The organism is Bradyrhizobium sp. ma5 (genome assembly GCF_042258955.1).
GTDB lineage: Bacteria > Pseudomonadota > Alphaproteobacteria > Rhizobiales > Xanthobacteraceae > Bradyrhizobium.
In genome coordinates this window covers 8,863,766-8,888,542 of sequence record NZ_CP170156.1, presented here as the reverse complement: position 1 = coordinate 8,888,542, position 24,777 = coordinate 8,863,766, and the positions used below count along the sequence as shown (strand labels likewise).

Below are 24,777 nucleotides of genomic sequence, written 5' to 3'. Positions count from 1 at the left end.
TCCGGGGCGATGCGCCAGCATCGAACCTCAGGGGCGCAATTGCGCCCTGGGGAATCTCGAGATTCCGGGGTCGCTCCCTTCGGTCGCGCCCCGGAATGACGGAGTGGGCTCAGTCGGCGATCTGGATGTCAGCCCCAATTCTAGCGATCAAATCGGGCAATTGGCGCATATCTGCGAAGGTTATGGCCGCGCCGGCCTGGCGCAGCGTGTTCTCATGTTCCGCCGTGCAGTGGCTGCCGCCGTAAAAGCCGAGCACGGTCATCCTGGCAGCGCGGGCGCCGGTGACGCCGGCCACGCTGTCCTCGATCACGATACAGCGCGCGGGGCTGGCGCCCATCTGGGTGGCCGCGAACAGGAAGAGATCGGGCGCCGGCTTGCCGCGCTTGACCTGGGTGGCGGAGAAAATGTGCGGCGCCAGCTGGTCGTAGAGCCCGGCGCTGGTCAGGCCGTGATGGATCTTTTCCGGCGTGCCGCTGGAGGCCACGCATTTCGGCAAGGTAAGCGCTGATATCGCCTCGCCGACATGCGCGATGGCGCTGAGGTCGTCGGCATAGAGACTGAGCGTCGCGTGCTTGATTTCGGCCTCGAAAGAGTCAGGCAGCGCGCGGCCGATCTCGCTCTCGACGATCCGCCGCGCCTCGCGGTCGGACACGCCGAGGAAACGCTTCAGCACGCCGTCCGGCGTGATCGGAAAGCCGTGCCGCGTCAGCGTGTCGGCATGCGCGCGACAGGAGATCACCTCGCTGTCGACAAGCACGCCGTCGCAATCGAAGATGACGAGGTCGAAGCTCACCCGGTTTACGACTTGCTGTCGTCGTCGAGCGGAACGCAATAGAGTTCGAGACGGTGATCGACCAGCTTGTAGCCGAGCTTGCGCGCGATCTCGGCCTGCAGCTTCTCGATTTCCTCGGAGGTGAACTCGATCACCTTGCCGTCGCGCAGATTGATCAGGTGGTCGTGATGGCTCTCGGGCATCTGCTCGTAACGCGCGCGGCCTTCGCGGAAGTCGTGACGCTCGATGATGCCGGCATCCTCGAACAGCTTGACGGTGCGATAGACCGTCGAGATTGAGATTTTGTCGTCGACCGCCACGCAGCGGCGGTAGAGTTCCTCGACATCGGGATGATCCATGGCTTCCGCCAGCACCCGCGCGATCACGCGGCGCTGTTCGGTCATGCGCATGCCGGTCGCGGCGCAGCGCGCCTCGATGCCGGTATTTTTATGCGCAGGCGGGATTTTCACCGTGGTCATGGGTTTCGGGCCGTATTCTTCAAACCTTGGGTGACAGAGCGGGGGGTGTTCTGCCATCGCGCCGATGTTACGACAAGTCGCGCCGCATCAGAAGCGCGTTCAAATGTTCCCCACCGGGCTGCTTGTAATAGCGTTCGCGGCGGCCGATCACGCCGAATCCGGCCCTTTCATAGAGCCGCCGCGCCGGCTGATTGTTCTCTTCCACTTCGAGGAAGATGGTGCGGATGCCGCGGCCGGCAAGATGGCCGAGATGGGTCAGCAGCAGGGCGCGCGACAGGCCGCGCCCGCGCTGATTGGCATCGATCGCAATCGACAGGATTTCCGCTTCGTCCGCCGCCATCCGTGACACCGCAAAGCCGATCACCCTGCGGCCGTGGCGCAGCCGGTGCACCAGCGTGTTGCGCTCGGTCAGCATCGCCTCGAATTCGCCTTCGCCCCAGCCGCGATGAAACGACGCGCCGTGCAATTGGGCGAGCCGCGCCGCATCGCGCAAGGATGCGGGCTCGACCGCGGGCGGACCGCCGCCCCACCATCGCGACAACCAGCCGATCATGTCGATGGCGGCGCGCTGACGACCAGGCGATCCTTCGGCGGCTTCGCGTCGGGCGCGCGCAGATAGAACGGTCGCGGCGGCGCCGTGTCGGGATCCACCGCGGCGCCGACCCAGGCGACCCAAATGATGTCGGGTGCGGGCTGCCTGTCGACGTTGACCGGCGGAGCGGCATCCGCCGGCCAGCGCTCGGCAAGGATGTTCGCAGCGTTGCCGACCAGATGCAGCGCGCCGAATTGTGCGGCCTCGAGCGCTTCCGCGATCGGCGCAACCTTCGGCTTGAGCATCAGGCTGCCGTCGCCGCCCACGAGTTGGAAATAGACGTGATCGTGCCGCGCGTCGATCGCCGACAGGATCGGGGGTGCGGCATTCTCGGCGACTACCGGCGCGGCGTAGGCGGCGAGCGTCGACAGCCCGACCACCGGCTTTTCCGCTGACAGTGCGAGGCCGCGCGCTGCCGAGAGCCCGACGCGCAGGCCGGTGAAACTGCCGGGGCCGGTGGTGACGGCAATGCGGTCAAGCCCGGCAAAGCCGATGCCGCTTTCTTTCATCACCCGCGCGATCAGCGGCATCAGCGCCTCGGCATGGCCGCGCTGCATCGCCTGCGATTCGATGGCGATGGTGTTGCCGGAGTCGGTGTCGAGCACCGCCGCGGAGCAGGCGTCGAGCGCCGTATCGATCGCGAGAATGATCATGGGAGGGCGAATGGCGAATACGAAATGGCGGACAGGGAATTCGAGGAGAACGCTGTTCGCGATCCGCCATGCGCCATTCGCCGCTCCATCACATCGGCCGGACTTCCTGCACGTCGGGCACGAAGTGCCGCAGCAGGTTCTGGATGCCGTGTTGCAGGGTCGCGGTCGACGACGGACAGCCGGCGCAGGAGCCCTTCATGTTGAGATAGACGATGCCGTCCTTGAAGCCGCGGAAAGTGATGTCGCCGCCGTCATTGGCAACCGCCGGACGCACGCGGGTCTCGATCAGGTCCTTGATCTGCTCGACCGTCTCGGCGTCCGCCTCGTCGAAGAACTCGTCCTCCTCGTCGCGGGCGTCGTCGCTGCCAGCGGTGCCGTCGGCGAGCAGCGGCGCGCCGGACATGTAGTGCTCCATGATGGCGCCGAGGATCGCGGGCTTGAGGTGCTGCCAGTCGCCGTCCGCTTTGGTCACGGTGATGAAGTCGGCGCCGTAGAACACGCCGGTGACGCCTGATACGGCGAACAGCCGTTCGGCGAGCGGCGATCGCGCGGCGGTCTCGACTGAGGAGAATTCCAGGGTGCCGCTGTCGAGCACGGCGCGGCCCGGGATGAATTTCAGGGTGGCGGGATTGGGCGTGGCTTCGGTCTGAATGAACATTTGCTGTCTCCGGCGTCGCCGGTTCAAGGCCGGCGCGTTGAGTTCCCCTACCAGATGGCAATTAAAAAGCCTGCGATCAAGCTGCAAAACCGCGGTTCCAGGCCTCAATCCATGCTCTGGAGCGGCTTCGAGGCCCGATACCGCTAGGACAGAGCGTCGATCTCGGCGTCGGTGAGGCCGCCGGGCACGATGGTCACCGGGATCGGGAACGCCCCCATGGTCTTGGCCATGGTGGTGATGATCGGTCCGGGCCCCTCGGCGCCCGGATTGGCGGCCAGCACCAGCATGGCGATATCGACGTCCTTGTCGATCACGTCGAGGATCTGCTCGGTCGGGTCGCCCTCGCGAATCACCCGCTCCGGGGTGATGGCGGCGATCCCGTTGGCGCGGCCGGCGGCGCGGTCGAGCGCCTCGTTGGCGGCCTCCTCGGCCTCGGCGCGCATGATGTCGGCCACCCCGAGCCATTGCTGGTTCTGGTCCTCGGTCTCGATCACCCGCAGCATCAGGACGCCGCCGCCGACCCGGATCGCCCACCGGCTGGCGTAATAGACCGCGCGGTCCCATTCCGCGGTGTCGTCAACGATGACGAGGCATTTCGGCTTGTGACCTGTCTCGTAGCTTCGTCGCTGGGCGGTCATGCATGTCCCGGTGCTGAACCAACGGCATGATCCGGAAAAGTGCGCAGCGGCTTTCCGAAAAGATCATGCTCAAACCAGGCCCATGCTGCCACACTCCCTCCCGGTTGGGGAGAGGGCGCGCGCAGGTCTGCCGGTAATGTCAGCGCTGGCGGATGAAGCCGACGATGTCCTTGGTGACGCGCATGGTCTCGTCGGCGATGCCGCGGGCGCGGTTGGCGCCGTCGATCAGGATCGAATCGACGTGGCCGGGATCGGCGACCAGCTTCTTCATCTCGGAGGCGATCGGCGCCAGTTTTGCGACGCAAACCTCGACCAGCGCGTTCTTGAAGCTGGAGAACTGCCCGCCGCCGAACTGCGTCAGCACCTCCTGCTTGGAGACGCCGGCGAGCGCCGCGTAGATGCCGACCAGATTGTCGGCCTCGGGGCGGGTCTCGAGCCCCTTTTCCTCCGACGGCAGCGGCTCCGGATCGGTCTTCGCCTTGCGGATCTTCTGCGCGATGGTGTCGGCGTCGTCGGTGAGGTTGATGCGCGAATTGTCCGACGCATCCGACTTCGACATCTTCTTGGTGCCGTCGCGCAGGCTCATCACCCGCGTCGCCGGCCCCGTGATCAGCGGCTCGGGCTGCGGGAAGAACAGGCCGTCGGCAAAACCGTGACCGCGGATCGAATCGCCGAAGTCGTTGTTGAACTTCTGCGCGATGTCGCGGGACAGCTCCAGGTGCTGCTTCTGGTCTTCGCCGACCGGCACATGGGTGGCGCGGTACAAGAGGATGTCGGCGGCCATCAGCACCGGATAGTCGTAGAGGCCGACCGAGGCGTTCTCGCGGTCCTTGCCGGCCTTCTCCTTGAACTGCGTCATGCGGTTCAGCCAGCCGATGCGCGCGACGCAGTTGAAGATCCAGGTCAGCTCGGCATGGCCGGCGATCTGGCTCTGGTTGAACACGATGTGCTTCTTGGCATCGATGCCCGAGGCGATGAAGGCCGCGGTCACCTCGCGGGTGTTGCGCGCCAGCTCGGCCGGGCCGCCCCAGACCTCGACGCCCTGCGTGATCGCGTGCATGTCGACGACGCAATAGATGCAGTTATGGGTCTGCTGCATCTTCACGAAGTTGACGATGGCGCCGAGATAGTTGCCGAGGTGCAGATTGCCCGTCGGCTGGACGCCTGAGAAAACCCGTTCAACGAACGCCATGGTCTAATTCCCGGAAATAGGGCTGCTTTTGCCGGGTCGTTTGCCACTTAAGCCCTGCGCGCGCAAGTCAGGCAGGGCGCCTTTGCCTGACGGCGTTAACCGCCTGTCGCCAGCCGGTGACGCCGAAAAGCTGCAAGAACAGCCCGTAACCGGCGATGCCGGCGGCGATCAGCACGAGAAGGGAGGCCGCCTGCACGAAACCGTGGCGGCCGGCGGCCGGCAGCGCGCCTTCCGCGAGCCAGAGCAGGCCGCCCATCGCGAGCGCTGCGGCCAGGATGCGTGGCAGCCGGCGGCGCGCCTCCGCATCGATCGAAAAGCCGAAGGTCGTAGCGCCCTTGCGGATCAGCGCCAGCGCATTGCTCCAGGCGCCGAGCGCGATGCCGGCGGCGATTCCGCTCGCGCCGAACATATGGCCGAGCAGGAAGGCCGCGGCGATTGCGACCACGATGGCCTTCAGCGTCGCAAACAGCGGCGTCAGCGTGTCCTCGCGCGCGAAGAACGCCGGCGACAGCGCCTTCACCAGCACATGCGCCGGCAGCGCGAGCGTCAGCCAGATCAGGGCCTGTGCGGTGGCCGCGGTATCTTGGTCGGTGAACGCGCCATGCTCGAACAGCATCCGTATGATCGGCGCGCTCAGCACCATCAGGCCAAGCGTTGCCGGCAGCGCCAGCCCGACCGCGAGTTCGAGCCCACGCGATTCCGCATGCGCGATCGCGGCATGCTCGCCGCTGCGCACCGCGCGCGTCATCTCCGGGATCAGCACCGTGCCCGTCGCGACGCCGACAATGCCGAGCGGCAGCTCGAGCAGGCGGTTGGCGAAATAGAGCCAGGACACCGCCGATGGCGAGGTCGATGCGATCACCGCGCCCGCCACGACAAGCCATTGCGGCGCGCTGCTCGCGACCATGCCGGGGACCGCGCGGCCGAGAAAGCCGCGCATCTCGGGATCGAAGGAGATGCGGAGCGGCGCGGCGAGTTTCGCGCCGCGCAGCGCCAGCATCGAGAGTTGCAGGAAGCCGGCGACGCCGATCGTCGCGGCCATGACAAGCGCGGCCTGCACCGGCTCCTGCTGCCGCGCCAGCAGCACGGCCATCACCGCGATCAGCGCTATGTTGAACAGCAGCGGCGAGAACGCCGTCAGCGCAAAGCGTCCCTGCGCGTTGAGCAGCGCCATCATCACGGTGACGGGGCCGGCGAAGGCAAGATAGGGCAGCATCAGCCTCGCGTTGTCGACGGCGAGTTGCAGCGTGTCGCGGCCGACGAAGCCCGGCGCGATTGCCGCGATCACCAGCGGCATCAGCACGCCGATCACGAGCGCGGCCGCGATGACAGCGGTACTGACCGTGCCCAGCACGCGGCCGGCAAACGCGGTTGCCCCGGCCATGCCGTCGGCGTCGCGCGCTTTCAGCCAGGCCGGCACCAGGGCGGCATTCAATCCGCCCTCGGACAGCAGCCGTCGCACCACATTCACCAGCTGGAATGCCGCCAGAAAGGCATCCGCCACCGGCCCCGCGCCGAGCAGCGCCGCGATCACGGAATCGCGCACGAAGCCGAGCAGTCGCGAGGCCAGCGTTCCCGAGGAGACCGTGAGGAAGGAGCGGAACATGGCGCCTGTATAGCAGCCGCGTGCTTGGCTGCCACCGGCACTCTACTAGACTCGTCATCCTGAGGTGCGAGCGGAGCGAGCCTCGAAGGATGAATCGGCCACTAGCCGGGCCGTACATCCTTCGAGGCTCGCCAAGAGGCCCGCACCTCAGGATGACGGGAACAGGCAGCTTCAGCTTCCCTTGCTGCCCCGAGGCCTAACGTGATAGGTCGCGGCTCTTGTTGGGTGGCGTTAACACAGGGCAGGTCTATGGCTGACGCAAAATATGACGTTCTCGGGATCGGCAACGCGATCTTCGACATGCTGGTGCAGACCGACGAGGCATTCCTTGCCCGTCATGGCATGACCAAGGGCTCGATGCAGCTGATCGACGAGGCACGCGCCACCGCGATCTACAGCGACATGGGGGTAGCGACCGAGGTGTCGGGCGGCTCGGCTGCCAACACCATCGTCGGCGTCGGCAATCTCGGCGCCCGCGCGGCCTATGTCGGCAAGGTCAAGGACGACCAGATCGGCAAGCTCTACGTCCACGACATCCGCGCCGCCGGCGTGGCCTTCGACACCGCGCCGGCCAAGAGCGGCCCGGCCACCGGCTGCTGCTACATCCTGGTGACGCCGGACGGCGAGCGCACCATGAACACCTATCTCGGCGCCGCGCAGGACCTGACGCCCGACGACATCGATCCGGCCCAGATCGCAGCCGCCAGCATCATCTATCTCGAGGGCTATCTCTGGGATCCGAAGAACGCCAAGGACGCGTTCGTGAAGGCGGCCGATATTGCGCATGGCGCGGGCCGCCAGGTCGCGCTGACGCTGTCGGACTCGTTCTGCGTCGATCGCTACCGCGACGAATTCCTCGCCTTGATGCGCAAGGGCACCGTCGACCTCGTGTTCTCCAACGAGTCCGAGTTGCACTCGCTGTACCAGACCTCCGATTTCGACACCGCGCTGAAGCAGTTCGGCAAGGACACAAAACTCGGGGTCGTCACCCGCAGCGAGAAGGGCTGTGTCGTGATCTCAGGCGATGCCGTCGTATCGGCGCCCGCCTCTCCGATCGACAAGCTCGTCGACACCACCGGCGCCGGCGACCTGTTCGCCGCCGGCTTCCTGGTCGGTCTCGTGCGCAATGTCGGTCATGAGAACGCCGGCCGCCTCGGCGCCCTCGCCGCCGCCGAAGTGATCCAGCACATCGGCGCCCGGCCACTGGTGTCGCTGAAGGACCTGGCGAAGGGGAAGGGGTTGTTGGTCTAAGTGCCTCTTACCCCGCCCCGCTTGCGGGGAGAGGCCGGAACGCATCGCAGATGCGGTCCGGGTGAGGGGGAGTCGCCGCGTATTCACTGCTTTCGAATTTGCGGAGGCGGCCCCTCACCCCAACCCTCTCCCCGCAAGAGCGGGGTGAGGGAGAAGAGACATCACGCCGTCTTCGCAGCCTTCAATCCCAGGCGCTGCTCGACCGCGTCGCGCATCACGAATTTTTGGATCTTCCCGGTCACCGTCATCGGGAATTCCTCGACGAACTCGACATAGCGCGGGATCTTGTTGTGGGCGATCTGGCCCTGGCAGAAGGCACGCACCTCGTCCGCGGTCAGCGTCTCGCCTTGGCGAACCCTGACCCAGGCGCACAGCTCCTCGCCATAGCGCTGATCGGCGACGCCGAAGATCTGCACGTCCTGGATCTTCGGATGGCGGTAGAGGAATTCCTCGATCTCTCTCGGATAGAGATTTTCGCCGCCGCGGATCACCAAATCCTTGATGCGGCCGACGATGTTGCAATAGCCCTCGTCGTCGATCACGGCGAGATCGCCGGTGTGCATCCAGCCATTGGCGTCGAGCACGTCGCCGGTCTTTTCCTTCTCGTCCCAATAGCCTGACATCACGCTGTAGCCGCGGGTGCAGAGCTCGCCGCGTTCGCCGCGCGGCACCACTTTGCCGTCGAGATCGACGACCTTGACCTCGACATGCGGATGAATGCGCCCGACGGTGGAGACGCGGCGCTCCAGGGGATCGTCGGTCGCGCTCTGGAAGCTCACCGGACTGGTCTCGGTCATGCCGTAGGCGATCGTCACCTCGCGCATGTTCATCTCGGTGTTGACGCGCTTCATCACCTCGATCGGGCAGGGCGCGCCGGCCATGATGCCGGTGCGCAGCGACGACAAATCGAAGCGCTTGAACTCGGGATGGTCGAGCTCGGCGATGAACATCGTCGGCACGCCGTACAGCGTGGTGCATTTCTCCTTCGCGACGGTCGCAAGCGTCGCCAGCGGATCAAAACCTTCGCCGGGATAGACCATGGTGGTGCCGAGCGTGACCGATGCGAGGTTGCCCATCACCATGCCGAAGCAGTGATAGAGCGGCACCGGAATGCAGATGCGGTCCTGCTCGGTCAGGCGCATGGCGCGGCCGGTGAAGTAGCCGTTGTTGAGGATGTTGTGATGGGTCAGCGTCACGCCCTTCGGCGAGCCGGTGGTGCCGCTGGTGAACTGGATGTTGACGGGGTCGTCGAATTGCAGGCTTGCGCCGAGCGCCGCGAGCTGCTCGCGATGCCGCTCGCCGCCCATCTGCGATACCTGCTCGAACGGAATCGTGCCAGGCGCCGCCGGTCCGCCGATCTGGATCACGGCGCGCAGCTGCGGCAGCCGCGCCGAGCGCAAATGGCCGGGCTCGGCGCTCGCAAGCTCCGGGAGCAGCGTGTTCAGCATCTCCATATAGGCCGAGGTCTTGAACGCGGTCGCGGTCACGATCGCGGCGCAGCCGACCTTGCCGAGCGCGAATTCGAGCTCGCTCAGCCGGTAGGCGGGATTGATGGTGACGAGGATCAGGCCGGCTTTGGCCGCGGCGAATTGCGTCAGCGTCCATTCCGGCCGGTTCAGCGACCAGATGCCGATCCGCTCGCCGCGTTGCAGCCCGAGCGCAAGGAAGCCGGCCGCAAGGGCCTCGACGCGCGCGGCGAATTCGTTCCAGGTCCAGCGCACATTGTGGCTGGGCGAGACAAGCGCCTCGCGCTCGCCCCAGCGCGCGCGTGCGCGGTCGAGGCTGCGGCCGATGGTTTCGCCGAGCAGCGGCGTATCGGAAATGCCGCAGACATAGCTGTCTGCCTTGGGTGTGGGTGCCAAGCTCGTCCTCCTCGTGGTCGTGTTCGTGTCGTCGCGCTTTTTCCGCGATCTTAGTCGTTTGGTGCCGGCAGGACAGGCCCGACCTATGGCGGGTATGAAAAATCCCTCCCCGCGAGGGGAGGGATTTGTTGCTGCTGGACTGGAACCTCAGGCTGCTCGCTGTCCGCTGCCGGCGTCGAGGCCGGCATAGATGCCCTTCTCGAAGCCGGCGAAGGCCTCCAGGCTGTGCTTGTCGGCGAACGGCAACAGCTGGGTCAGGATCACGCCGCAGACGTCGCGCGACGGATCGATCCAGTAATAGGTGTTGGCGAGGCCCGCCCAGGCGAGGCTGCCGGCGCTGCGGCCTTCCGGAGTCTTGGCGGTGTTGATCAGGAAGCTCAGGCCCCACTTCTTGACGATGTCGGGCCAGAGATCGACGTCGTTGGTGTACATCGGCGCCGCGGTCGTCATCTTGTCGACGGTGAGCTCGCCGATGTGGTTCTGCCCCATCGTCGCGACGGTCTCGGCCTTCAGCACCTGGTTGCCGTTGCCTTTGCCCTTGTTGAGGATCATCTGGCAGAACTTGAGGTAGTCGGCCGCGGTCGAATAGAGGCCGCCGCCACCCATGTGGAATTCAGGGTTCTGCTCGAGCTCGAACGGGATCGCGGCGAGCGTGCCGTCCTCGCCGCGCGCATGCATGCCGACCAGCCGCTTGCGCATGTTGTCCGAGATCTTGAAGCCGGTATCGCTCATGCCGAGCGGCGCGAACATGTTGTCGCGCAGATAGGCATCGAGCTTCTTGCCGGACGCCGCTTCCATCGCCTTGCCGACGAAATCGATATTGGTGCCGTATTCCCAGCGCGTGCCGGGGTCGGTCATGATCGGCGTCTTCAGCGCGGCGTTCAGGCAGGTGATGATGCCCGGCGTGCCGGTCTTCTCGAGATATTTGCCGAGATCGGCGTCCCACATGTCGTAGGCGAAGCCGGCGGTGTGGGTCATGAGCTGGCGCAGCGTGATCGGCTTTTTCGCCGGCCGCAGCTTCGGCTCGCCCTTGGCGTCGAAGCCGTCGAGCACCTGCACGGCGGCGAGATCGGGCAACAGCTTGCCGATCGGCTCATCGAGCGAGAGCTTGCCCTGCTCGACGAGCTGCATCGCGCCCGCGGAGGTCACTGCCTTGGTCATCGAGGCAATCCAGAACACGCTGTCCGCCGTCATGGGATCGTTCTTGGAAAGGTCGCGCTTGCCGAACGCGCCCTCGTAGATCACGTCCTTGCCGGTGGCCGCGATGGCGACCACGCCGGGAATCTCCTTTGCCTCGCTCTTCTGCTGCAATACCTGATCGATCTGAGCCTTGCTCTGCATTGGGGGCTTCCTCCGGTGGGTTTATTGTTTTGAAGTGCGGAGATCATCCTCCCGCTTTTCCGCTCCCGCAAGGCGGGCGCGATGCGATGATGTCGCGATGTCGTGACAGCCGGACCATTAGAAACGGCCGTGCTCAACAGATGTTCACCACGCGCGCAGATTTTGCGGTGGACGCCGCACAAGTCCCGGTGACCTCCGACGACGGCCACGGTAACGTGATCAAGGAATGATTTCCGTACCTGATTATTTGCATTAACGCATTCAGATCGCTGCACAAACGGTGCGGCAAATTGGGATGGATTTGACGAAAAGATTCGTCATTTCGCGCCTTGCGGGGACGCAGCAATGATTTCGACATGGAGTGAATGGAAGCGCTATCCGCGGCTGGGCCGCGGCGAGAATATCGAGGCGCCGATCAGCCCAGGTCTTTATGAGGTTCGCTACGCGGGTACCGGCGCCCTGCACTCGTTTGAGGCCGTCGACAATGTCGCCCAGGCGCTGGCGCTGCTGCAGACCGGCGCCAAGTCCTGGTTCGGCCGCCGCGACGCGCGGGCGCAGGCCGACCTCGAATACCGGACCTGCGCGACCTCGACCAAGGCAGATGCCAAGGCCGCGGCCGAACGCATGATCGGCCGCCGCGAAACCTACATGTCGGGCGGCGCGATCTGACATTGAGCTGTCATTCCGGGGCGATGCACGGCATCGAACCTTGGATACACAAAGGCGCATCTGAGGTCTGTTCCTTGGGAACATCCCGGAACGACAGTCTTCCGCAACGGCGCCGCGTTTGCGTCCAAGCAGGGTCGCGCTGGCCGCCAGTGCATCACCGCGGCTTTCCGCCTATATAGGCGGCGAATACCCTTCCAAAGAAATTCCAGGAGTAACGCCATGACCCCGCCCGTTGCCGCACGCGCCACGCAATCCGCAGCCACCTCCCTGCAAAGCCGCCTGAAGGACCCGTCGCTGCTGCGCGACCGCTGCTACATCGACGGCGCCTGGGTCGGCACGCCGGAATTCGCCGTCAACAATCCGGCGACCGGCGTCGAGCTGATCAGGATTCCGCAACTGGGTGCCGATGATACGACCAGGGCTGTCGAGGCCGCCCAGCGCGCGTTTCCGGCCTGGGCCAAGCTGACCGCCAAGCAGCGCTCCAATATCCTACGCAAATGGTTCGACCTGATCATCGCCAACCGCGAGGATCTCGCGCTGATCCTGACCTCCGAGCAGGGCAAGCCGCTGGCGGAAGCGCTCGGCGAAGTCGATATCGGCGCGGCCTATGTCGAGTTCTTCGCGGAGGAAGCGCGCCGCGTCTATGGCGAGACGATTCCGACCCAGCGCCCGGATGCCCGTTTGCTCGCGATCCGGCAGCCGATCGGCGTCTGCGGCGCCATCACGCCGTGGAATTTCCCGAACTCGATGATCACGCGAAAAGTGTCGCCGGCGCTGGCCGCGGGCTGCACCGTCGTGTTGAAGCCCGCCAACGAGACGCCGCTGTCGGCGCTCGCACTCGCTGTGTTGGCTGAGAAGGCCGGTGTGCCGAAGGGCGTGCTCAACATCATCACCGGCGATGCGCCGCCGATCGGCCAGGTGCTGTGCGAGCATCCGGCGGTGCGGTTCGTCGGCTTCACAGGTTCGACCAATGTCGGCAAGATCCTGTACCGCCAAGCATCGGTCGGCGTGAAGAAGCTCGGCCTCGAGCTCGGCGGCAACGCGCCCTTCGTGGTGTTCGACGATGCCGACATCGACGCCGCGGTCGAAGGCGCTATCGTCTCCAAGTATCGCAACATGGGCCAGACCTGCGTCTGCGCCAACCGCCTCTACGCGCAGGACAAGATCTACGACCAGTTCGTCGAGAAGCTGTCGAAGAAGGTCGCCGAGATGAAGATCGGCGACGGCACCGAGGCCGGCGTGACCCAGGGACCGCTCATCAACATGAAGGCGATCGAAAAGGTCGAGCGGCACATCGCCGACGCCGTGAAGGGCGGCGCCAAGGTCGTGACCGGTGGCAAGCGCTCCTCGCTCGGCCGCAGCTTCTTCGAGCCGACCGTGCTGTCGGACGTGAGATCCGACGCGCTCGTTGCGCAGGAGGAAACCTTCGGCCCGCTCGCGCCGGTGATCCGCTTCAAGGACGAGGCCGATGTTATCGCGATGTGCAACGCCTCGCCGTTCGGTCTCGCCTCCTACTTCTATTCGCGTGACATCGGCCGCGTCTGGCGCGTTGCCGAAGCGCTGGAGTCGGGCATGGTCGGCGTCAACTCCGGTCTGATCACGACCGAGGTCGCGCCGTTCGGCGGCGTCAAGGAATCGGGCCTCGGCCGCGAAGGCTCGCGCCACGGCATGGATGAATATGTCGAGATCAAATACGTGATGATGGCCGGCGTCTGATCGCGGAGCACCGTGTCCCTTCGCCCTTGCGGCGAGGGGACGCATGCCGGCGAACCCATCGATCATCCTTGTCGATCGCTCCATCTGCCGGCGTGCGACAATTCACCGCGTATGATGGCGCTCCGATCGCGACGGCGATCGCATCAAGAATCTTTCTAATCTCGAAGCGAGCTTTCAGAATCTAGCTGCGTACGCGCGATGCCACGCAACGGAAGCAAATTCGAATCATCGAATCTGCCGCGTCGATATCGCTTCGCGCAGCAGGCTTCATCCCGTTTCCTAGATAGGTTCTAGTTGGCGTCACTGCGCGTGATGCTTATGCCCCGGTGGTCGCGCTCGAACTCTGACGATGTTCGAGCCGAAACCAAGAACAAGAATCCGGGGACCTTATGCTCGTCACTTCAAACGTTCCGTGCGCATTCCGACTCGTGTGTGCGTCGCTCCTCCTGACCACGGTCCCTTCGCTCGCGCAGTCGCCGGAACAGCCAGCCGCAAGCGGTGCTGCGTCGCTTCCGCCGGTTGTCGTGGCCGCGCCACAGCATCGCGCCACGCCGGTTCGGAGGCCGTCATCGTCACGGTCGGCGCGCTCGTCGGCATCGCATCAGGCGAGCAGGCGTGAGCATGTGCAGACACCCGCGGCCACACCCACTGCCGGCGCGCAGCAGGCGGCGTTGCCCGTGCCCTATATCGGCGGCCAGGTCGCGCGCGGCGGGCAACTCGGCCTGCTCGGCAACAAGGACTATATGGACACGCCATATAGCCTGACGAGCTACACCGAGAAGACGATCCGCGATCAGCAGGCAACCAGTGTTGCCGAAGTGCTGACGAATTCCGATCCGTCGGTGCGCGCCGCGATCGGCAGCAGCAACCGCTACGACGCGCTGACCATCCGCGGCTTCCGGGTCGAGAACAGCGAAATCGCGTTGAATGGGCTGTACGGCCTCGTTCCGGCCTATCGCATCAACCCGGCTCCCATCGAGCGCATTGAGCTGCTCAAGGGGCCGGGTGCCTTCCTCAACGGTATGGCCCCGCAAGGCAGCATCGGCGGTACGGTCAATGTCGTGACCAAGCGGGCGGCGGAAGACCTCACGCGGCTGACCGCGGGCTACATTTCCGATGGACGTTTCGGAACGGAGCTCGACCTCGCACGCCGCTATGGCGAGCAGAAGGAGTGGGGCGTTCGCTTCAACGGCGGGATCGACGGCGGCAACACCTCGATCGACCGACAGTCCACGCGCAACGGCGTGGGTTCGCTCGGCGTCGACTATCATGGCGAACGCTTTCGCTGGTCCGCGGACATCATCTCCCAGGACGACTGGATGAAGGCGGCCCAGCGTGGCTACACGCCGGTGCCCGGCATCGCGATGCCGAGGGCCCCCGATCCGCGCATCAATCTCGCGCAGCCGTTTGACCGTGCGCGGTCGCAGAGCCTGACCGGCTTGACCAGGGCCGAATACGATCTCAGCAACAGCGTCACCGTGTTCGGCGCGATCGGTGCCAACCAGTTCCGCTACGACAAGCAGGAAGATCCGGGCGCGACCATTCTCAACACCGCGGGCGATGCCCGGGGCACGTCTCGATTCCAGACCGGCAAGTCGGAGGGCGTCTCCGGCGAGGCGGGCGTCCGTGCGCGTTTCGACACGGGACCCGTCGGCCATGAGGTCGTGGCCAGCGGCAGCGCGCTCGACCGGACCGATTGGCTCGGGCAGACCAACTACGCGACTTACCTCACCAACATCTACCGGCCGACCTTGTTGGCGAGTGCGGGCGCCCCGGTATCGACCTTCCCGGAGGGCAAGTCGGGATTCCTCGGGCTGCGCAGTGTCGGCGTTGCCGATACCATCACCACCATGGGCGGCATGCTGCAAGTGATCGTGGGCGCGCGCCAACAGCAGGTGATCGCGAGCAGCTTCGATCCCGTCAGCGGCCTGGAGACCACGCACTACGACGCAAGCGCAACGTCGCCTTCGATCGCGCTGGTGGTGAGGCCAGTCAAACAGCTCTCGCTCTATGCCAACTACATCGAAGGCCTGACGCCGGGGCCGACGCCGCCTTCCGGCGCGGTGAATACCAATACGGTGTTCGCACCCTTCAAGACCCGGCAGGTCGAAGTCGGCACAAAGCTCGATCTCGGAGGCTTCGGCGCGAGCCTCTCGGCGTTCCAGATCAGCCTGCCGAGCGGTGTGATCGATCCCATCACCAAGATCTACAGCCTCGATGGCGAACAGAGAAACCGCGGCATTGAGCTCAATACGTTTGGTGAGGTCGCGCCCGGCGTCCGTGTCCTCGGCGGCGTGACCTGGCTCGATGCCCGGCTCACCCAGACACAGGGCCATCTCTACGACGGCAATCGCGCGATCGGCGCGCCCGATCTGCAGGGCAATTTCGGCGTCGAGTGGGATACGCCCTTCGTACCCGGCCTCACCGCGACGGCCCGCGCCATCTACACCAGCCGGGCCTATGTCAGCGCCGACAACATCCAGAGCGTTCCCGCCTGGGCGACTTTCGACATCGGTGCGCGTTACGCCACGACCCTCGCGGGGCGCCCGACCACGTTCAGGGCGTCACTGACCAATCTGTTCGACAAGCACTATTGGATCGGCAATCCAACCGGCTACGTGATCAGCGGCATGCCGCGGACGCTGTGGCTGTCGATGACGGTCGATTTCTAGGATAGCGAAAGGCCATCGCGCGCCGCACTCCGGTGCGCTGTGGCCATTCCGTTGTCGCGATCCGGCGATTGCCGGTCACACGCCCTTGTCGTTCGGATTGGCGACGGCGTCCTTCAGCGGCGCCGTCATCGGGAAATTCAGGTTCACGTTCTTCGGCGGAATCGGCCGCGTGAACCATTTGGCGTAGAGCTCCTGGAATTCATTGCTCTTCATCATGGCGACCAGCGTCCGGTCGACCAGCGCCTTGAACTCCGGATCGCCCTTGCGGATGATCAGCCCGTACGGCTCGGTACGCAGGCTGTCGTCGAGGATGCGCCAGTCCGCGGGATTGGTGCTGCCCGCGATCAGGCTCGCGAGCAGGATGTCGTCCATGACGAAGGCGTCGCTGCGGGAGGTGGTCAGCGCGAGGAACGAGGCGGCATGGTCCGGCGTCAGGATGTTCTTGGTCTGAAAATTCTTCGCCTGGGCGCGCGCGCTCAACAGTCCGATCGAGGTTGATCCCGAAGTCAGCGCGACCGGCCTGCCGCCGAGATCCTCGAAGGTCTTGATCGGTGCATCCTTCCGCACCACCGCGCGGATGCTCGACACAAAGATGGTGGTGCTGAAGGCGACGACCTTCTGCCGTTCCAGCGTGTTGGTCGCGGGACCGCAGACGATGTCGATGGTGCCGTTCTCGATCAGCGGTATCTGGGTGGAGAGCTGGATCGGCTGCAGTTTGGTCTGCAGCGCCGGCAGCTTGAGCTCGGTCTTCACTGCATCGACGATCCGCGCGCAGAGGTCCATCGCGAAGCCGACCGGCTTCTGGTTGTCGTCGAGATAGGAGAACGGGACCGAGACGTCGCGATGCCCGAGCCGGATCTCGCGGATGTCGCGGATCTTGGCCAGTGTCCCGCCGGGCGATTGGGCCTGCGCCGGCGCCGCTACCGTCGCCGCAAGAAAGGCTAGGTGGATCAATTGCTTGAGTGCTTTATTCATGAGGTGCTCGCGGACGCCGGCAGAATTGGATACGATCGGTCAAGATTTTATACACAGGATTGCATAATCAGCAATCTGATTTTATACAATCATGACCAAGTCGGATACCATGGCTTGGCGCCAGCGAGAGAGATGCCGGATGGAACCTGCAGCCGCCGCAACCCATCGAGGGGCCGGACCTCACGGTTCCGCGCCGGACGCCGTGCGTGAGGCGCTACGGGCCGCGATCAGCTCGGGCGAGCTCGCGCCCGGACTGCAGCTTCGTCAGGACGAGCTCGCCGCGCGGTTCGGCACCAGCCGCATCCCGGTGCGCGAGGCGCTGCGCCAGCTCGAGGCCGAGGGCTTTGTGACCTTCCTGCCCAACCGCGGCGCAGTCGTCTCGGATCTATCGATCGACGAGGTGATCGAGTTGCTCGAGATCCGCATCGCGCTCGAATGCCACGCGTTGCGCTTGGCGATCCCCGCCATGGGCGAGATCGATCTCGAGGCGGCGACGAATATCCTCCGTGCCTACGACGCCGAACCCGATCCGGCGCAATGGGGCGCCTTCAACTGGAAATTCCACGCCACGCTCTATGCGCCGTGCAACCGACCGCGCCTGCTCGGCATGATCGAGGCGAATTACGGCCACGTCGGCCGCTTCACGCGGGCGCTGGTGTCGCAGGCGACCGGCAAGGAGCGTCCGCAGCGCGAGCATTATCGGTTGCTGGAATTCTGCCGCGACGGCGAGGTCAAGAAGGCCGTCCGCCTGCTGCGCGATCACATCGAGGAGACGCAGAAGACGCTGCGCTCGGCGCAGCGCCAGGCGTTGCGCGATGCGGGCCCCGAACGCCCGGTCTGATCGACATGAGACAGTTTGAATCATTGCGGGCTCCGGTGCGGGCCGCAGGAGAATGCGCGTGAAGACCAATGACGTCGAAATCCTGGTAATCGGTGCGGGCATCGTCGGCATCGCCACGGCCTACTACCTCGCCGTCCAGCACAAGCGGTCGCGCCTGCTGATCGTCGACGAAGGCCAGCCGATGGCGCTGACCTCGGCGCAATCAGGCGAGAACTACCGCAACTGGTGGCCGCATCCGACGATGGCGGACTTCACCAATCACTCTACCGATCTGATGGAAGAGATCGCGCGCCGCAGCGACAACCGCATCCACATGACGCGACGCGGATATCTGCTGGTCACGCGTGAGGAGAAGCCTGAGGAACTGCTGCAGCAGCTCTACGCCGGCTACGGCGAGCAGGCTGCAAAGCTGATCCGCCTGCATGAAGGTGCAAGCCGCGGCTACCTGCCGCCGCATTCGGCGGACTGGCAGAGCGCACCTGACGGCGTTGACGTCCTGCTCGGCCGCGATCTTATTCAGGAGCATTACCCGACCTTCGACAAGGAGGTCGCAACCGCGCTGCATATCCGCCGGGCCGGCGACATCAGCGGCCAGCAGCTCGGCCAGTACATGCTGGAGACCATGCGCCCGCTCGGCGCGCAGTTTCAGCAGGCGAGGGTGGTCGGCATCACGAAGACCGATCGCTTCGCCGTCGACGTGCTGGCCGATGGCGTGAGGCAGACCATCAAGGCCGACATCATCGTCAATGCCGCGGGGCCGTTCGCCGCGGATGTCGCGGCGATGCATGGCGAGCAGCTTCCGATCGTCAATGTGCTGCAGCAGAAGATCGCGTTCGCCGATCGCAACCGCGCGGTCGATCGCAAGATGCCGTTTGCGATCGATCTCGACGGCCAGACGCTGGCTTGGTCCGATGACGAGCGCGAGGCACTGTCGGCGGCACCGGAATTCGCGCAGCTGCTGGCGCCGATGCCGGGCAGCATCCATTGCCGGCCCGATGGCGGCGATCATGGCGAATGGATCAAGCTCGGCTGGGCCTTCAATGCCGAGCAGACCACGGCACCGGTGCGCGAGCCGGAGCTCAACCCATATTTCCCCGAGGTGGTGCTGCGCGCTGCGAGCCGGCTGCAACCACGGCTCGCGCAGTATCTCGGCGCGTTGCCGCGCGACCGCGTGCATTACGGCGGCTACTATCCGATGACGAAAGAGAACTGGCCACTGATCGGCGCGGCGAAGACATCGGGCGTCTTCCTCGCCACCGCGCTGTCGGGTTACGGCACGATGGGCGCCTGCGCCACCGGCGACCTCTGCGCTCGCGCCGTGGTCGGCGCGCCGGCGCCCGGATTCGCCCCGAGCCTCTCGCTCGCGCGCTATCAGGACAAGGCGCTGATGGACGAGCTCGCGGCGAGCGCCAGCGGCTTGCTCTAGAGCATTTTCGGTTCTGATTGAATCAGAACCGAAGCTCTAGATTCTTGTTTTGACGCGTTTTCTTCACGCGAACCGGCGTCCACTTCGCTCGAAAACGCTCTAGCCGAGGCCGTCCATGAACGCACGCAGCCGCGGCGCCCATTTGTGCGCGTCGCGGCCCGACGCGGAGTGGCCGTAGTCGCGGTCGAGCAGAAAATAATCGGCGTCGACGCCGGCGGCTTTCAGCGCCGGCATCACCTGGGGCGCGAGCTCCGGCGGGAACAGTCTGTCGGTCCGTGACAGGACATAGAGCACCTTGGCCTTGATCCGTCCGAACTGCGCCGTGACGTCGAAGCCGCGCAGCGCCCTGGCCAACGTCAACAGCGAATTGGCGTCAAACCCCCTGGCCCATTCCGCCGCCTCGGCGCGGATCGCGGCCTCGATGTCAGCGGGGTCGGTCAGCGTGTCACGCAGCCGCGTTTCGATGCCGTAGGTCTTCAGCGTCGCGGTGCGGATCTGGATCATGCTTTCGAGCACGCCGCCGTGATCGTAATAGTCGCCGCCGTTCCAGTTCGGGTCCTGCGACAGCGCTGCCATCAGCCGCGCGACATTGCTCTCGGCGCGCTCGCGCGGCACCAGCGGCGCGGTGACGACAGCGGCGATGCCGCGCATCGCGTCCGGATAGTTCACCGCCCATTGCAGTGCCTGGAAGCCGCCATAGGACGGACCGACGATGGCAACGAGCTTGTCGATGCCGAGTTCATCGAGCAGTGCCCGTTGGGTGGCGACGATGTCGCCGACGGTGATATCAGGGAAGCGCGGCCCGTAACGCCGGCCGGTCCGCGGGTCGATGCTCGCCGCATTGGTCGAGCCGTAGGACGAGCCCAGCATGTTCGGGCAGATCGCGAAGTAGCGGTTGGTGTCGAGCGCCTTGCCGGGGCCGACGATCTCGTTCCAGCTGCCTTCGCCGGTCGATCCGCCCGGATCGATCATCTGCGGCCCGCTGGTGTTGCCGTGGGTGATCAGCACGACATTGTCGCGGTTGGGCGCCAGCGTGCCGACGGCGCCGTACGCGATGGTGACTTCGCCCAGCACGCTGCCGTTCTCCAGGCGGAAATCGGATGTGGTGAATGTCTTCAGCTCGGTTGCGATTGATTGTGCAGGCATCGGTCTTCTTTCGGAATGGTGCGACAGCTCAGCACGCCGGCGCCGGGAACGCAAAGGCAGGCGCTGCGCGTCTACCCGTTCCCGCCCTCGTTGCCGAAGGCGCCGTGGCGGCCGACGCCCGAAGCAAAGCGCGTCGCACCCGCCAGCGTTTCGCCCGACCCGATCACCTCGAGCCCGCCGCGCATCTCGTTCTTGATCGCTTCTTCTTCCTCCAGATCCCATTGCCGCAACGCCGACAGGCGGTCGGCGCGCATGCAGTTCTGCGGGAATTTCGCGATGTCCTTGGCGAGCGCGATGGCGTGCGCGCGCGTCTCGCCTTTCGGCACCAAGCGGTTTGCGAGCCCCATGCGAAGCGCCTCGGGCCCTGCGACCGGGCGTCCGGTGAGGATCAGATCGATCGCCTGCGAGTGACCGATCAGCCGCGGCAGGCGGATGGTGCCGAGATCAATGAGCGGCACGCCGAAGCGGCGGCAGTATACGCCGAAGGTGGCGTCCTCGGCGACGACGCGCATGTCGGCCCACAGCGCAAGCTCCATGCCGCCGGCGACCGCAAAGCCCTCGATCGCAGCGATCACCGGCTTCGACAGCCGCAGCCGGCTCGGTCCCATCGGCGCGATGGTGTTGTGGCCGCCGACCTCGCGCTTCTTCTCGGGATCGCCTGATGCCACCGCCTTCAGGTCGGCGCCGGCGCAGAAATATCCGCCGGTCCCGGTGAACACCGCAACCGATGCGCTTGCGTCGGCGTCGAAGGCGAGGAACGCATCATACAGCTTGCGTGCGGTGGCGCCGTCGACGGCGTTGCGGTTGTGCGGACGGTTGATGGAGATGATGGTGACCGGACCATCGCGCTCGACGAGCACGGTATCGGCATCGGACATGGGTCGCTCCCTGGCTTGTTGCTTGGCGCCAGCGTAACGTTGCCCGTCAGGCAACGCCATCACGAACGAAGGCGACTCGGATGGTCGGATCCCCAATCGCCTCGTGCGCATCCTCGAAACGAACGCGGCGGGTGATCACCTCTTCGGGGTGGAAATGTCCTGCCGTCACATGCGCGACGCAGTCGGGCAGTTCGGCGCGAACGTTGACGCGGCTGACCTTCAACGTGATGCCGACTCCATACATATGCCGCAGCGGCACCGGCGTGGTCTCGGCAAAGTCGCCATACATGCGCTGGCAGATGCCGTTGGGTTCCGTCGCGCGGAATGCCAGCAGGATGCTGGCGTCGGTCGCGGCTGCATCGATCACAATCGAAAACAGGCCGGGCGGCTCCATCGACAGGCCGCTTGGTGCTTCGATGATGTCGGCGCCGAGCGACTTCGCCTTGGCGAGGCGCGGCGCGTGGTCGTCGAGATAGACGACACGTCCCGCACCGCGCGCCACCGCCGCCTGCACTGCGAACAGCGCGAGCGACTGCGCGAAGCCGCCGATCACGAGCACGTCGGCACCGGGCTGTTGCGCGAGCCAGCGCGCCACCGCGCTGAACCCGTCGGTCGCGCCGTCGGCCAGTCCCGCCGTCTGCGACAGGGCATGGCCGTTCGGCTGGCGGACCAGCATGTGATCGGCAAACGGCACGCGGATCAGGTCCGACAGGCCGCCGCCATATTCCACGCCGCAGACCGGCTTCAACCCGTAGGAGGAGCGGAACGGCACCGCCGTGCAGGCACTGGTGTGGCCGCGCCGGCAGCGGTCGCAGACCCCGCAACTGATCTGGAACGGAACGATGACGAGATCGCCGGGCGCGAAATTCCTCACCGCGCCGCCGATGTCGACGATGCGGCCCGCTGTCTCATGTCCGAGCGCAAACGGACCTGCGAGACCTGATCGGCCATGCACGATCGCAAGGTCGAGATCGCAGCGCGTCACCGCGAGCGGCTGCACCAGCGCGTCGCGGTCATCTTGTAGCCTCGGTGGCGGAACGTCCCACCATTCAACCTTGTTGCCGCCGACATAAGTCAATTGCCGCATCGCGCACCCTCCGCTTTGCGTCGAGAGTGCAGCGCAGCTGATGCGCCGACAAAAGGTATGTCTTCAACAGGGGTGAATTGGATTCACCTAGTCTGGGTGGGATGCTGCAGCCGCCGCGCGTTCTCTCTCCGTCATCCTGAGGAGCCGCGAAGCGGCGTCTCGAAGGATGCACGGCCCCGCTGGTGGCCGTCGACCCTTCGAGACGGCCGCGTTGCGGCCTCCTCAGGGTGACGGTGATAGAGTGATCTCACCGACGATGACGCTAGACCTTCAGCTCGCTGCCCGTCACGCGGCGGTACGCCTCAAGGTACCGCTTGCTGGTCGCATCCACCACGCTGGCGGGCAGCGGCGGGGGTGGGGCGTCGCCGTTCCAGCGGCCGGCGTGGCGTTCGACGTCGAGATAGTCGCGCAGCGGCTGCTTGTCGAAGCTCGGCTGCGGCTGGCCGGGCTTGTAGGCGTCGACCGCCCAGAACCGCGACGAATCCGGCGTCATCACCTCGTCGATCAGGATGATGCGGCCGTCTCTGTCGCGGCCGAATTCGAACTTGGTGTCGGCGATGATGATACCGCGGGCGCGGCTGGTCTGTTCGCCATAGCCGTAGACGTCGCGCGCCATCTTCTCGAGCGTCGCGGCAACGTCGTCGCCCAGGATCTCGCGCACCCGCTTAACCGTGATGTTCTCGTCATGGCCGGCCTCGGCCTTGGTCGCCGGGCTGAAGATCGCGGGTTCGAGCTTCTGGCTCTCGACCAGGCCCGCCGCCAGCTTCTCACCGGCAAGGGTGCCTTCAGCCGCGTATTCCTTCCAGGCCGAGCCGGAGATGTAGCCGCGGATCACGCATTCGATCGGAAACACGGTGGTGTGCTTGCACAGCATCGCGCGGCCGAGAATGTCGGCGCGATGGTTCTTGAGCTCAGGCACCGCGCGGATGATCTCGTCGGCATCGGCGCTGATCATGTGATGCGGCACGGTGCCTTCGAGCTGCCGGAACCACCAGGCGCTGATCTGGGTCAGCACCGCGCCCTTCATCGGAATGGTTTCGGCCATCACCACGTCGAATGCCGAGATGCGGTCGGTGGTGAGCAGCAGCACGCGATCGTCGCCGACGGCGTAGATATCGCGCACCTTGCCGCGGCCGATCCGGGGCAGAGGCAAATCGCTGGATAGCATCGCGGTCATGGGCGTGGTCTTTCCGGGCTCGTGTCTCAACGCGGTGTTCAAAGACGTGCGCCCGCACGAGGCGTGCGGGCGCCGAAGATTATCACAGGAAATAGCTCACTCCGGCAGCGGAATGAACTCGTGTTCGTGCGGAACTTGCGCGAAACGCCCGGTTTTCCAGTCCTGTTTGGCCTGCTCGATCCGCTCCTTCGAGGAGGAGACGAAATTCCACCAGATGTGGCGCGGCCCCTCCAGCGCGTCGCCGCCGAGGAACATCATGCGGGTCGGCCGCAGCGTCTTCACGGTGATGCGGTCGCCAGGCCGGAAGATCAGCAGTCGCGGTCCCTCGTGCCGGTCGCCCGCGATCTCGACCTCGCCGTCGACGAGATAGATCGCGCGCTCCTCGTGATCAGGGTCGAGCGGCACCGAGGTGCCGGACTGCGCGGTGACTTCCGTGTAGAACCACGGCGAGACCATGCTGACCGGCGAGCTGATTCCGAACGCCGAGCCGGCGATGACGCGCGCGGTGAAATCGCGCTCCGAGATCATCGGCAGGTCGCCGGCGCCATAATGCTGGAACGACGGCGCGATCTCCTCTTTGCCTGCCGGCAGTGCGATCCAGCTCTGTAGCCCGAGCATCTTCTGGCCGTCGCGGCGCTGCACGTCGGGGGTGCGCTCGGAATGCGCGATGCCGGCGCCCGCGGTCATCAGGTTCATCGCACCGGGCTGGATCTCCTGGATGTTGCCCTCGCTGTCGCGGTGCATGATGCTGCCGTCGAACAGATAGGTGACGGTCGCGAGCCCGATATGCGGATGCGGCCGCACATCCATGCCCTTGCCGGCGAGATATTGCACCGGGCCGAAATGGTCGAAGAAGATGAAGGGCCCGACCATCTGCCGCTTGCCATGCGGCAGCGCGCGGCGCACGGCAAAACCGTCGCCGAGATCACGGGTGCGCGGCACGATGATCAGATCCAGCGCGTCGCAGGTCTGGGGATCGCCGAGTTCGGGATCGGTCGAGGGCTGCCAACTCATGGAAAGTCTCCTTCTCTCTTCTGTCGCGATCATACTCCAATCGTCGTCCCGGCCAAGCGAAGCGCGAGCCGGGACCCATAACCACCGATGCCGATGTTACGAAGGCTGCGGCCCCAGCCCTGCTCACCAAAT

Annotated in this window: 22 protein-coding genes; 6 read left to right on the top strand and 16 right to left on the bottom strand. The window is 65.4% G+C overall.

Translation table 11 applies throughout. The features are described 5' to 3' along the window. Window positions 1–109: 109 nt before the first annotated feature. From ACE103_RS41995 to murJ, 8 genes are all read right to left on the bottom strand, one after another. On the bottom strand, window positions 110–793 hold the full coding sequence (locus ACE103_RS41995; RefSeq protein WP_375777718.1) for an HAD family hydrolase: 684 nt from the start codon (window positions 791–793) through the stop codon (window positions 110–112). A 5-nt stretch (window positions 794–798) separates the two neighbouring features. Then, window positions 799–1,251 (bottom strand): Fur family transcriptional regulator, encoded by a 453-nt coding sequence (locus ACE103_RS41990; RefSeq protein ID WP_092120651.1) that lies wholly within the window; start codon window positions 1,249–1,251, stop codon window positions 799–801. A 67-nt stretch (window positions 1,252–1,318) separates the two neighbouring features. After that, window positions 1,319–1,804 carry a ribosomal protein S18-alanine N-acetyltransferase gene (gene rimI / locus ACE103_RS41985; RefSeq protein WP_375777717.1) on the bottom strand — a complete coding sequence of 162 codons (486 nt, stop codon included), beginning with the start codon at window positions 1,802–1,804 and terminating at the stop codon, window positions 1,319–1,321. Beyond that, on the bottom strand, window positions 1,801–2,496 hold the full coding sequence (tsaB, locus tag ACE103_RS41980) for a tRNA (adenosine(37)-N6)-threonylcarbamoyltransferase complex dimerization subunit type 1 TsaB (protein WP_375777716.1): 696 nt from the start codon (window positions 2,494–2,496) through the stop codon (window positions 1,801–1,803). The genes rimI and tsaB overlap by 4 nt, the downstream gene beginning before the upstream one ends. An 88-nt stretch (window positions 2,497–2,584) precedes the next feature. Beyond that, entirely contained in the window at window positions 2,585–3,154 is a 570-nt protein-coding gene (locus ACE103_RS41975) for a NifU family protein (RefSeq protein WP_375777715.1), read from the bottom strand. Between the two features lie 143 nt (window positions 3,155–3,297). Continuing rightward, a complete protein-coding gene (locus tag ACE103_RS41970; RefSeq protein ID WP_092120638.1) occupies window positions 3,298–3,792 on the bottom strand; it encodes a universal stress protein in 495 nt (164 codons plus the stop codon). Between the two features lie 139 nt (window positions 3,793–3,931). Then, window positions 3,932–4,984 (bottom strand): tryptophan--tRNA ligase, encoded by a 1,053-nt coding sequence (gene trpS, locus ACE103_RS41965; protein WP_375777714.1) that lies wholly within the window; start codon window positions 4,982–4,984, stop codon window positions 3,932–3,934. Window positions 4,985–5,051: 67 nt separating this feature from the next. Then, complete coding sequence (gene murJ / locus ACE103_RS41960) at window positions 5,052–6,590, bottom strand: murein biosynthesis integral membrane protein MurJ (RefSeq protein WP_375777713.1); 1,539 nt, start codon at window positions 6,588–6,590, stop codon at window positions 5,052–5,054. 249 nt (window positions 6,591–6,839) lie between these two features. Between murJ and ACE103_RS41955 the strand changes: the two genes are divergently transcribed. After that, the gene (locus ACE103_RS41955) at window positions 6,840–7,841 is read left to right on the top strand and encodes an adenosine kinase (protein ID WP_375777712.1); all 1,002 of its coding nucleotides are present in this window, start codon (window positions 6,840–6,842) and stop codon (window positions 7,839–7,841) included. A gap of 161 nt (window positions 7,842–8,002) precedes the next feature. On the opposite strand, the gene ACE103_RS41950 is transcribed toward ACE103_RS41955, so the two are convergent. After that, the gene (locus ACE103_RS41950) at window positions 8,003–9,703 is read right to left on the bottom strand and encodes an AMP-binding protein (RefSeq protein WP_375777711.1); all 1,701 of its coding nucleotides are present in this window, start codon (window positions 9,701–9,703) and stop codon (window positions 8,003–8,005) included. A gap of 147 nt (window positions 9,704–9,850) precedes the next feature. Beyond that, a complete protein-coding gene (locus ACE103_RS41945) occupies window positions 9,851–11,044 on the bottom strand; it encodes a serine hydrolase domain-containing protein (RefSeq protein WP_375777710.1) in 1,194 nt (397 codons plus the stop codon). Between the two features lie 345 nt (window positions 11,045–11,389). Between ACE103_RS41945 and ACE103_RS41940 the strand changes: the two genes are divergently transcribed. The 3 genes from ACE103_RS41940 to ACE103_RS41930 all read left to right on the top strand — a co-directional run bounded on the left by ACE103_RS41940 (window position 11,390) and on the right by ACE103_RS41930 (window position 16,101). Then, window positions 11,390–11,713, top strand: a complete 324-nt coding sequence (locus ACE103_RS41940; RefSeq protein ID WP_223971655.1) for a hypothetical protein — start codon at window positions 11,390–11,392, stop codon at window positions 11,711–11,713. Between the two features lie 219 nt (window positions 11,714–11,932). Then, window positions 11,933–13,429, top strand: coding sequence for an NAD-dependent succinate-semialdehyde dehydrogenase (locus ACE103_RS41935; protein ID WP_375777709.1), 1,497 nt, complete (start codon window positions 11,933–11,935; stop codon window positions 13,427–13,429). A 623-nt stretch (window positions 13,430–14,052) separates the two neighbouring features. Continuing rightward, window positions 14,053–16,101: a TonB-dependent receptor gene (locus ACE103_RS41930; protein WP_375777708.1), complete on the top strand. Its 2,049-nt coding sequence runs from the start codon at window positions 14,053–14,055 to the stop codon at window positions 16,099–16,101. Window positions 16,102–16,176: 75 nt separating this feature from the next. Here the strand turns inward: ACE103_RS41930 and ACE103_RS41925 are convergent, their stop codons facing one another. Continuing rightward, window positions 16,177–17,076 (bottom strand): amino acid ABC transporter substrate-binding protein, encoded by a 900-nt coding sequence (locus ACE103_RS41925; RefSeq protein WP_375777707.1) that lies wholly within the window; start codon window positions 17,074–17,076, stop codon window positions 16,177–16,179. A gap of 139 nt (window positions 17,077–17,215) precedes the next feature. On the opposite strand from ACE103_RS41925, the gene ACE103_RS41920 reads away from it, so the two are divergent. Together ACE103_RS41920 and ACE103_RS41915 are read left to right on the top strand one after the other, a co-directional pair. Further along, window positions 17,216–17,917 (top strand): GntR family transcriptional regulator, encoded by a 702-nt coding sequence (locus ACE103_RS41920; protein WP_375777706.1) that lies wholly within the window; start codon window positions 17,216–17,218, stop codon window positions 17,915–17,917. 52 nt (window positions 17,918–17,969) lie between these two features. Further along, a complete protein-coding gene (locus ACE103_RS41915) occupies window positions 17,970–19,343 on the top strand; it encodes an NAD(P)/FAD-dependent oxidoreductase (protein ID WP_375777705.1) in 1,374 nt (457 codons plus the stop codon). 99 nt (window positions 19,344–19,442) lie between these two features. Here ACE103_RS41915 and ACE103_RS41910 read toward each other — a convergent pair whose 3' ends face one another. The 5 genes from ACE103_RS41910 to ACE103_RS41890 all read right to left on the bottom strand — a co-directional run bounded on the left by ACE103_RS41910 (window position 19,443) and on the right by ACE103_RS41890 (window position 24,645). Further along, the gene (locus tag ACE103_RS41910; protein ID WP_375777704.1) at window positions 19,443–20,489 is read right to left on the bottom strand and encodes an alpha/beta fold hydrolase; all 1,047 of its coding nucleotides are present in this window, start codon (window positions 20,487–20,489) and stop codon (window positions 19,443–19,445) included. Window positions 20,490–20,560: 71 nt separating this feature from the next. Beyond that, window positions 20,561–21,367, bottom strand: coding sequence for a crotonase/enoyl-CoA hydratase family protein (locus ACE103_RS41905; protein ID WP_375777703.1), 807 nt, complete (start codon window positions 21,365–21,367; stop codon window positions 20,561–20,563). Window positions 21,368–21,413: 46 nt separating this feature from the next. After that, complete coding sequence (locus ACE103_RS41900) at window positions 21,414–22,454, bottom strand: zinc-binding dehydrogenase (protein ID WP_375777702.1); 1,041 nt, start codon at window positions 22,452–22,454, stop codon at window positions 21,414–21,416. 262 nt (window positions 22,455–22,716) lie between these two features. Next, entirely contained in the window at window positions 22,717–23,631 is a 915-nt protein-coding gene (locus ACE103_RS41895) for a phosphoribosylaminoimidazolesuccinocarboxamide synthase (RefSeq protein WP_375777701.1), read from the bottom strand. Window positions 23,632–23,727: 96 nt separating this feature from the next. Next, a complete protein-coding gene (locus ACE103_RS41890; protein WP_375777700.1) occupies window positions 23,728–24,645 on the bottom strand; it encodes a pirin family protein in 918 nt (305 codons plus the stop codon). Window positions 24,646–24,777 lie beyond the last annotated feature (132 nt).

Excerpts from the sequence above, each read along its gene's own strand:
- ACE103_RS41940 (WP_223971655.1), top strand. The coding sequence starts at position 11,390 with ATGATTTCGACATGGAGTGAATGGAAGCGCTATCCGCGGCTGGGCCGC.
- ACE103_RS41895 (WP_375777701.1), bottom strand. The coding sequence starts at position 23,631 with ATGACCGCGATGCTATCCAGCGATTTGCCTCTGCCCCGGATCGGCCGC.
- ACE103_RS41910 (WP_375777704.1), bottom strand. The coding sequence starts at position 20,489 with ATGCCTGCACAATCAATCGCAACCGAGCTGAAGACATTCACCACATCC.
- ACE103_RS41920 (WP_375777706.1), top strand. The coding sequence starts at position 17,216 with ATGGAACCTGCAGCCGCCGCAACCCATCGAGGGGCCGGACCTCACGGT.
- tsaB (WP_375777716.1), bottom strand. The coding sequence starts at position 2,496 with ATGATCATTCTCGCGATCGATACGGCGCTCGACGCCTGCTCCGCGGCG.
- ACE103_RS41945 (WP_375777710.1), bottom strand. The coding sequence starts at position 11,044 with ATGCAGAGCAAGGCTCAGATCGATCAGGTATTGCAGCAGAAGAGCGAG.
- murJ (WP_375777713.1), bottom strand. The coding sequence starts at position 6,590 with ATGTTCCGCTCCTTCCTCACGGTCTCCTCGGGAACGCTGGCCTCGCGA.
- ACE103_RS41890 (WP_375777700.1), bottom strand. The coding sequence starts at position 24,645 with ATGAGTTGGCAGCCCTCGACCGATCCCGAACTCGGCGATCCCCAGACC.
- ACE103_RS41915 (WP_375777705.1), top strand. The coding sequence starts at position 17,970 with ATGCGCGTGAAGACCAATGACGTCGAAATCCTGGTAATCGGTGCGGGC.
- trpS (WP_375777714.1), bottom strand. The coding sequence starts at position 4,984 with ATGGCGTTCGTTGAACGGGTTTTCTCAGGCGTCCAGCCGACGGGCAAT.
- ACE103_RS41900 (WP_375777702.1), bottom strand. The coding sequence starts at position 22,454 with ATGCGGCAATTGACTTATGTCGGCGGCAACAAGGTTGAATGGTGGGAC.
- ACE103_RS41990 (WP_092120651.1), bottom strand. The coding sequence starts at position 1,251 with ATGACCACGGTGAAAATCCCGCCTGCGCATAAAAATACCGGCATCGAG.
- ACE103_RS41905 (WP_375777703.1), bottom strand. The coding sequence starts at position 21,367 with ATGTCCGATGCCGATACCGTGCTCGTCGAGCGCGATGGTCCGGTCACC.
- ACE103_RS41925 (WP_375777707.1), bottom strand. The coding sequence starts at position 17,076 with ATGAATAAAGCACTCAAGCAATTGATCCACCTAGCCTTTCTTGCGGCG.
- ACE103_RS41935 (WP_375777709.1), top strand. The coding sequence starts at position 11,933 with ATGACCCCGCCCGTTGCCGCACGCGCCACGCAATCCGCAGCCACCTCC.
- ACE103_RS41970 (WP_092120638.1), bottom strand. The coding sequence starts at position 3,792 with ATGACCGCCCAGCGACGAAGCTACGAGACAGGTCACAAGCCGAAATGC.
- ACE103_RS41955 (WP_375777712.1), top strand. The coding sequence starts at position 6,840 with ATGGCTGACGCAAAATATGACGTTCTCGGGATCGGCAACGCGATCTTC.
- ACE103_RS41975 (WP_375777715.1), bottom strand. The coding sequence starts at position 3,154 with ATGTTCATTCAGACCGAAGCCACGCCCAATCCCGCCACCCTGAAATTC.
- rimI (WP_375777717.1), bottom strand. The coding sequence starts at position 1,804 with ATGATCGGCTGGTTGTCGCGATGGTGGGGCGGCGGTCCGCCCGCGGTC.